This is a genomic window from Streptomyces sp. NPDC004051 (genome assembly GCF_053604275.1).
Map to the genome: position 1 here is coordinate 41147 of NZ_JBSGHG010000048.1, position 6995 is coordinate 48141.

Sequence of the window (6995 nt, forward strand, 5' to 3'; positions counted from 1 at the left end):
TTGCGCAGGCCGGAGGCCACACCGCTCCTCTCCGACCGAGTCGCGGGGAAGTCCCCGACCCCGTGAGCCGCCGAGCGCGAGGGAACATCTGGGAGGTCTGTGCATGTCCGGGACGACCACGGCTGCCGCGCTGCGTCGTAGGGCGGCCGGGGCCGGGGCCAACCGCTGGGTGGTACTCGTCGTCCTCTGCGTCAGCCTGCTGCTCGTGGCCGTCGACGCGACCGTGCTGCACGTGGCGGTCCCCGCCGTCACGGAGGACCTCAGGCCCGGCGGGATGGAACTGCTCTGGATCGTCGACTCCTACCCGCTGGTCTGCGCCTCGCTGCTGATCCTGTTCGGCACCCTGGGCGACCGGGTCGGACGCAGGCGCGTACTCCTGCTCGGCTACGCCCTGTTCGGCGTCGCCTCCGGTGTCGCGGCCTTCGCGGACGACGCGCAGGTGCTGATCGCGGCGCGGGTGCTGCTGGGCGTCGGCGGCGCGATGATCATGCCCGCGACGCTGTCGATCCTGCGGCAGGTCTTCCCGGACCGGCGCGAGCGGGCCCTCGCCATCGGCGTCTGGAGCGCAGTCGCCGCGGTCGGCGCGGCGGTCGGCCCCCTGCTCGGCGGGTTCCTGCTGGAGCACTTCTGGTGGGGCTCGGTCTTCCTCATCAACATTCCGCTGATGCTGGTCAGCCTCCCGGTGGGGCGGATCCTGCTGCCGGAGTCGAAGGGCGACGGCAGCGGCCCCTGGGACGTGGTGGGCGCGCTGATGGCCGCCGCGGGGCTGTTCGCGGTGGTCCTGGGCGTGAAGCGGCTCGGCAGCGGCGGATCCGCCGCCGGCGGCGGTGTGTGGACCGCCCTGACGCTGGTCGCGGGCGCCGCCCTGCTCATCGTCTTCGTCCGCAGGCAGCGGCGCCGCGCGCACCCGCTGGTCGACCTGCGGATGTTCACCCGGCCGGCGTTCAGCACGTCGGTGGGCTGCATCGTGCTGGCGATGCTCGCCCTGGTGGGCCTGGAACTGATCGCCGCGCAGTACCTCCAGCTCGTCCTGGGACTGTCCCCGTTGGAGACCGGACTGCGCCTGCTGCCGCTGACGTTCGCGGCGATGGCGGCGGGACTGGCGGGCGCGCGGCTGCTGCGCCGGTTCGGGCCGCGCCGCATGGTCTGCTTCGGTTTCTGCCTGACGGCCGCCGCGGTGCTGCTGCTGACCGCGATGGGCGGGCAGGACAACCGCACCCTGCTGCTGAGCGGATTCGTCCTGCTCGGCTTCGGCCTGGAGACCACCCTGTTCGGGGCGTACGAGTCGATGCTGAGCGAAGCGCCCCCGGAGCAGGCGGGCGGGGCCGCCGCCATAGGCGAGACCTCGTACCAACTGGGCGCCGGCATCGGGATCGCGCTCCTCGGCAGCATCATGAACGCCGCCTACGCGCCCGGCCTCACCGGAGTTCCCGGAGTGCCCGCGTCGGCTTCCGCGGCGGCGGGGCACTCGCTGGGGGAGGCCCACCAGGTCGCCGCCCAACTGGGCGGGCCCGCCGGGGCCGCCCTGCTGGACGCGGCACGCCACGCCTTCGTGCACGGGCTGCATGTGACCCTGCTGGTCAGCGCCGGCCTGCTGCTGCTCGGGGCCGCGATGGCGCTGCGGCTGCCGCGGGCGATGCACTGCGAGACGGCGGAGGCCGGGGTGACCCCCGCGGAGGTGCCGGCCGAACCTCCCGCGCAGGCGCCTGCGGCCGTGCCCGCCGACGAACCCTCGGTCAAGTCGATCGAACCGAGTGAACCGGCTGAACCTGCCGAATCGCGCAAAGCCGCCGAGGTGCCCGCCCCGCGGGCGGCCGCGGACTCCGGCGTCTCGGTGTGAGGCGTGCCGCCGCCGGGCCGGGTGGACGTGTGCGGCACCGCGCCGTAACGTCGGGTCGGTCCGAGCCCTGACCAGCAGCGCTAGTTGACAAGTGCGCCGGCCGGCTCCGCCCCGGTCGGATTCCTCGGAGGGTGCCCCATGTCCGTCTCATCGAAGACATCGAAGACATCGCCGTCACCGAAGTCGCCCCCCTTCGACCCGGCCGACCCGCTCGGCCTCGACGACCTGCTGGAGCCGGAGGACCTGGCGGTCCGGGACACCGTGCGCGCCTGGGCGGAAGACCGGGTACTGCCCCATGTCGCCGACTGGTACGAGAAGGGCGAACTGCCCGGCATCCGGGAGCTGGCCCGGGAGCTCGGCGGGATCGGCGCGCTCGGCATGCCCCTTCGCGGCTACGGCTGCGCGGGCGCCTCGGCCGTGCAGTACGGGCTCGCCTGCCTGGAACTGGAGGCCGCCGACTCCGGCATCCGGTCCCTGGTCTCGGTGCAGGGCTCGCTCGCCATGTACGCGATCCACCGGTTCGGCGGCGAGGACCAGAAGCAGCGGTGGCTGCCGGAGATGGCCGCCGGTGAGGTCATCGGCTGCTTCGGGCTCACCGAACCCGACCACGGTTCCGACCCCGCGGCCATGCGGACGTACGCCAAGCGCGACGGCGGGGACTGGATCCTGAACGGTCGCAAGATGTGGATCACCAACGGGTCCGTGGCCGGTGTCGCCGTCGTGTGGGCGCAGACCGACGACGGGATCCGCGGGTTCGTGGTGCCCACCGACAGCGCCGGGTTCTCGGCGCCGGAGATCAAGCACAAGTGGTCGCTGCGCGCCTCCGTCACCAGCGAGCTGGTCCTCGACGACGTACGGCTGCCCACCGACGCCGTACTGCCCGAGGTGACCGGGCTGCGCGGCCCGCTCAGCTGCCTGACGCACGCCCGGTACGGGATCGTCTGGGGTGCGATGGGCGCGGCGCGCGCCTGCTTCGAGGCCGCCGTCGACTACGCGAAGTCGCGGGAGCAGTTCGGGCGGCCCATCGGCGGGTTCCAGCTGACGCAGGCCAAACTCGCCGACATGGCGGTCGAACTGCACAAGGGGACACTGCTCGCCCATCATCTCGGGCGGCGCATGGACGCCGGCCGCCTGCGTCCCGAGCAGGTCAGCTTCGGCAAGTTGAACAACGTCCGCGAGGCCATCGACATCTGCCGCACGGCCCGCACCATCCTCGGCGCCAACGGGATCTCGCTCGAGTACCCCGTGATGCGGCACGCGACGAACCTCGAATCGGTGCTCACCTACGAGGGCACCGTGGAGATGCACCAGCTGGTGCTGGGCAAGGCGCTCACCGGAATCGACGCGTTCCGGTAGGCCCGGTGGGGGCAGGGCCGGCGAGCGGCCCTGCCTCAGCTCTGGTTGTAGAAGCCGTCCGACCGGTGCGCCGCGGGCTCTCCGCTGACGACCTCGGTGTCGGCCGGGCTGAGCAGGAACACCCGGTTGGACACGCGCTCGATGGAGCCGCGCAGACCGAAGATCAGTCCGGCGGCGAAGTCGACGACGCGCTTGGCGTCACCGGCGTCCATGGCGGTGAGGTTGATGATGACGGGAATCCCGTCCCGGAACAGTTCGCCGATGGCGCGGGCGTCCCGGAAGCTGTCCGGGGTGACCGTGCCGATGCGGCGGCCCTTCTCCTCGGCGACGTCCGTGGCCACCTTGACCCGCGGATCGGTGACCCAGGCGTCCCCCGGCTCGGTTCCGTCGGAGTAGTCGTCGTCGTAGTAACGCTCGTCTTCGTTGTCGTCGACGAGGCCAAGCCAGGCACTTGCCTTGCGTACCGATCCCATGGACGCCTCCTCTCACAGCGGTCCTTCTTGCTTTCCGCATCCCTATGGTCGTCCATGATGCGGATGGCGCGCCAAGTGATGGGACGCCGCGCGGGGGGTTTGTGACGGTACTGGTGCACGGAGAATCCGTCGAGAGCCCAAGCCCCCCAAGGGCCTTGACGTAAGCGGGTGCTGACTGTGAGTGAAATATGATTCTTCTCGGCGTATGGGTGATGGGCAGCGCGTACGGGTGAATGTGACAGTCGGTACGATGCCGCCGCTCCACTTCGCGACATCCACGGGGGGACGTCATGTTCGGAATGGTCAGGCCCTGCCGGCATCGGCTCGGTGAACGGCTCACGGCTCAGTGGACGGCGCACCTGTGCGGACTGTGCCTGGCGTTGCGCGGGGACCACGGGCAGTTCGCGCGCGTGGTCACCAACTACGACGGTCTGCTCGTCTCGGTCCTGACGGAGGCTCAATCGGCGCGCGCGGACGCCGTACGGCGCACGGCCGGGCCGTGTCCGCTGCGCGGCATGCGGACCGCCTCCGTCGCGCACGGCGAGGGCGCGCGACTCGCGGCGGCCGTCTCGCTGGTCCTGGCCTCCGCCAAGGTGCGCGACCACGTGGCCGACGGGGACGGGCTGCTGGCCCGCCGGCCGGTGGCGCTCGCCGCTCGCCGCGTCGCCGCGAGCTGGGGCCGGGCCGGAGCGCGGACCGGTTCGGACGTCGGGTTCGACACGGCCGTCCTGGTCGACGCCGTCGACCGGCAGACCGGCATCGAGGCCCTGGCCGGGCCGGGTACCCCGATCCTCACCGTCACCGAACCGACCGAGACCGCCACCGCGGCGGCCTTCGCGCACACCGCGGTGCTCGCCGGGCGCCCGCACAACGCCGGGCCGCTCGCCGAGGCCGGGCGTCTCTTCGGCCGGCTCGCCCATCTCCTGGACGCCGTGGAGGATCGGGAGGCCGACGCCGCGGCGGGCGCGTGGAACCCCCTCACCGCCACCGGAACCCCACTCGCCGAGGCCCGCCGGCTCGCCGACGACGCCGTGCACGGCATCCGGCTCGCGCTGCGCGAGGTGGAGTTCGGTGACGGAGGTCTGGCGCACCGGCTGCTCGTCCACGAACTGCCCAACTCCGTCCACCGTGCCTTCGATACCGTCTCTTGTGCCCACGGCTCCGGCCCCTACGCCCCGCCCGGCGCACCGGGCATGCCCGGAGGCCCGATGCCGCCCGAGCCGCCGCGCCGCGACCGGCGCGGGTTGCTCGCCGGCTGCGCCGTGTGGCTGGGGCTGGCCTGTACGTGCCGGATGTGCTGCGGCACGTACGAGGACCCCTGGAGCCGGGAGCACAAGGACGCGCTCTGCTCCCGGTACGACTGCGGCGGGTGCTGCGACTGCTGCAACTGCTGTGAGTGCTGCCGCTGCTGCGGTGAGGACGGCGGCTGCGACTGCGGCTGCGACTGCTGAACCGGCTTTCGGGGAGGCGTTCCAAGGGGCCCTGCGGAAGGAACCGGAGGGGAAATCGGAGAGGGAACAGGGAGGAATCGGAGGGGCTACTTCCGGACACCGCGCGGCGGGTGACGTCCGAAAGGCACTCTTGCGCCGACCGGCCGTTCGGCCGAATACTCACCCCCAGCGCTTGTCAGGGGCACGGCATGTTCGGAATCCGGACGACCTGCTTCCTGACTGCGCCTCACGGGCCCGAACCCCACGGGGCCCCCTACTTCCTTTGTGGAGGAACGAGAAGTGAGGATCAAGCGCACCACCCCCCGCAGCGGCATCTCGAGACGCACCCGGCTGATCGCCGTCTCCACCGGCCTCGTGGCCGCCGCCGCGATCGCGATCCCCAGCGCGAACGCGTCCGAAGCACCCACCACCTTCAGCTCCGCCGAGCTCAACAGCGTCAGCGGATCGGTGCTGAAGGCCGACATCCCGGGCACTGCCTGGGCCGTCGACAGCAAGACCAACCGGGTCGTCGTCACCGTCGACAGCACGGTGTCCCAGGCCGAGATCGCGCAGATCAAGCAGCAGGCCGGCGCCGACGCCGGCGCGCTGCAGATCAAGCGCACGCCCGGTACGTTCAGCAAGCTCATCCAGGGTGGCGACGCCATCTACTCGAGCACCGGCCGCTGCTCCCTCGGCTTCAACGTCCGGTCCAGCAACGGGACCGAGTACTTCCTGACCGCCGGCCACTGCACCCAGGGCTCGAGCACCTGGTACGCCAACTCCGGCCGCACCACGGTGCTCGGCACGACCGCCGGCTCCAGCTTCCCGGGCAACGACTACGGCATCGTCCGGTACACCAACTCCTCGATAGCCAGGCCCGGCACCGCGAACGGCGTCGACATCACCCGCGCGGCCACCCCGAGCGTGGGCACCACCGTCATCCGTGACGGCTCCACCACGGGTACGCGCAGCGGCCGGGTCACCGCGCTCAACGCGACCGTGAACTACGGCGGCGGCGACGTCGTCTCCGGCCTCATCCAGACCACGGTCTGCGCCGAGCCCGGTGACTCCGGCGGCTCGCTCTACGGCAACGACGGCACCGCGTACGGTCTGACCTCCGGCGGCAGCGGCAACTGCACCTCCGGCGGCACGACCTTCTTCCAGCCGGTGACGGAGGCCCTGAGCGCCTACGGCGTCAGCGTCTACTGAGCCGGCTGAACCTGCTGAACCTTCTGGACCTGCTGGGTCGACGGACCAGCAGCGGGTCGCCCGTCCAGGAGGACGGACCGGGGGTCGGCCGGTACCACCGGCCCCCGCAGGTTCACCGCAGCCGGCAGCACGACGAGCCCCCGCACGGCAACCGCCGCGCGGGGGCTCGCCCTTGTGGGGGCACGGAGCTACCGTCTAGGGACACACACCAGGACGCGCCGGGCGGCGCCGGTCGCGGGATCACCTGATGCGCCACTTCGGACTCTGGGGGGCCGTGATGGTCGAGGAACTGGTGACGGCGGGGGTGGCGCTGGCGTCGGCCGGAGCGGTCGGTCTGATGTCGGCGGCGCGGGTCGTCAAGCAGTACGAGCGCGGGGTGGTGCTCCGGCTCGGCCGGCTCCGTCCCCAGGTGCGGGGTCCGGGGCTCACGCTGATCGTTCCGTTCGTGGACCGGCTGCACAAGGTCAACCTGCAGATCGTCACGATGCCCATCCCCGCGCAGGAGGGCATCACCCGGGACAACGTCACCGTACGGGTGGACGCGGTGGTCTACTTCAAGGTCGTCGACGCCTCCGCCGCACTCGTCAACGTCGAGGACTACCGGTTCGCGGTCTCCCAGATGGCCCAGACCTCGCTGCGCTCCATCATCGGCAAGAGCGACCTGGACGACCTGCTGTCCAACCGGGA

6 protein-coding genes are annotated in these 6995 nt (G+C 71.8%); 5 read left to right on the forward strand and 1 reads right to left on the reverse strand.

Annotation, left to right across the window (positions count from 1 at the left end):
- Window positions 1-103: 103 nt before the first annotated feature.
- Complete coding sequence (locus tag ACWEQO_RS31670; protein WP_452986079.1) at window positions 104-1840, forward strand: MFS transporter; 1737 nt, start codon at window positions 104-106, stop codon at window positions 1838-1840.
- A 138-nt stretch (window positions 1841-1978) separates the two neighbouring features.
- Window positions 1979-3196, forward strand: a complete 1218-nt coding sequence (locus ACWEQO_RS31675) for an acyl-CoA dehydrogenase family protein (RefSeq protein WP_452986080.1) — start codon at window positions 1979-1981, stop codon at window positions 3194-3196.
- 35 nt (window positions 3197-3231) lie between these two features.
- Here ACWEQO_RS31675 and ACWEQO_RS31680 read toward each other — a convergent pair whose 3' ends face one another.
- On the reverse strand, window positions 3232-3669 hold the full coding sequence (locus ACWEQO_RS31680; RefSeq protein WP_361460610.1) for a cell division protein SepF: 438 nt from the start codon (window positions 3667-3669) through the stop codon (window positions 3232-3234).
- A gap of 290 nt (window positions 3670-3959) precedes the next feature.
- Here ACWEQO_RS31680 and ACWEQO_RS31685 point away from each other — a divergent pair, with 290 nt between their 5' ends.
- The 3 genes from ACWEQO_RS31685 to ACWEQO_RS31695 form a co-directional block, all read left to right on the forward strand.
- The gene (locus tag ACWEQO_RS31685; RefSeq protein ID WP_452986081.1) at window positions 3960-5120 is read left to right on the forward strand and encodes a DUF5685 family protein; all 1161 of its coding nucleotides are present in this window, start codon (window positions 3960-3962) and stop codon (window positions 5118-5120) included.
- A 279-nt stretch (window positions 5121-5399) separates the two neighbouring features.
- Window positions 5400-6308 (forward strand): S1 family peptidase, encoded by a 909-nt coding sequence (locus tag ACWEQO_RS31690; protein WP_452986082.1) that lies wholly within the window; start codon window positions 5400-5402, stop codon window positions 6306-6308.
- Window positions 6309-6585: 277 nt separating this feature from the next.
- Window positions 6586-6995 (forward strand): SPFH domain-containing protein (locus ACWEQO_RS31695; protein WP_452986085.1); only part of this gene is annotated, 410 nt, incomplete at its 3' end.